Source organism: Cellulosimicrobium cellulans, assembly GCF_001722485.1.
Lineage (GTDB): Bacteria > Actinomycetota > Actinomycetes > Actinomycetales > Cellulomonadaceae > Cellulosimicrobium > Cellulosimicrobium cellulans_A.
Window position 1 is genome coordinate 1 of the sequence record NZ_LWGL01000336.1, and the last position, 1,249, is coordinate 1,249.

The following is a 1,249-nucleotide window of genomic DNA, read 5'->3' on the forward strand; positions in this document are numbered from 1 at the left end:
ACGTGAAATCTTGACTGAATATGGGGGGACCATCCTCCAAGGCTAAATACTCCTAACTGACCGATAGTGAACCAGTACCGTGAGGGAAAGGCGAAAAGAACCCCTGTGAGGGGAGTGAAATAGAACCTGAAACCGTATACGTACAAGCAGTGGGAGCCCTTCGGGGTGACTGCGTACCTTTTGTATAATGGGTCAGCGACTTATATTTAGTAGCAAGGTTAACCGTTTAGGGGAGCCGTAGCGAAAGCGAGTGTTAACTGCGCGTCTAGTTGCTAGGTATAGACCCGAAACCCGGTGATCTAGCCATGGGCAGGTTGAAGGTTGAGTAACATCAACTGGAGGACCGAACCCACTAACTTTGAAAAGTTAGGGGATGACCTGTGGCTGGGGGTGAAAGGCCAATCAAACCGGGAGATAGCTGGTTCTCCCCGAAATCTATTTAGGTAGAGCCTCGGACGAATTCCATTGGGGGTAGAGCACTGTTAAGGCTAGGGGGTCATCCCGACTTACCAACCCTTTGCAAACTCCGAATACCTGTGAGTACTATCCGGGAGACACACGGCGGGTGCTAACGTCCGTCGTGAAGAGGGAAACAACCCAGACCGCCAGCTAAGGTCCCAAAATATTGCTAAGTGGGAAACGATGTGGGAAGGCATAGACAGCTAGGAGGTTGGCTTAGAAGCAGCCACCCTTTAAAGAAAGCGTAATAGCTCACTAGTCGAGTCGGCCTGCGCGGAAGATGTAACGGGGCTAAGCAATATACCGAAGCTGCGGCAAAGTTCTTTGAACTTTGGGTAGGGGAGCGTTCTGTAAGCCGCTGAAGGTGAACTGTGAAGTTTGCTGGAGGTATCAGAAGTGCGAATGCTGACATAAGTAACGATAAAGCGGGTGAAAAACCCGCTCGCCGGAAGACCAAGGGTTCCTGTCCAACGTTAATCGGGGCAGGGTGAGTCGACCCCTAAGGCGAGGCCGAAAGGCGTAGTCGATGGGAATGCAGTTAATATTCTGCAGCTTGGTGGTAGTGACGGATGCCGTGTGTTGTATCTCCTTATTGGATTGGGGGTGCAGCGAAGGTGTTCCAGGAAATAGCTCCACCGTATAAACCGTACCCGAAACCGACACAGGTGGACTGGTAGAGAATACCAAGGCGCTTGAGAGAACTATGTTGAAGGAACTCGGCAAAATACCTCCGTAAGTTCGCGAGAAGGAGGCCTAGTTTCTACGCAAGTATTGACTGGGGGCACAAACC

General features: G+C 51.1%; 1 rRNA gene. It reads left to right on the forward strand.

Annotation, left to right across the window (positions count from 1 at the left end):
- Positions 1-1,249, forward strand: a 23S ribosomal RNA gene (locus tag JZ5iCDA_RS17555); the annotation flags it as partial.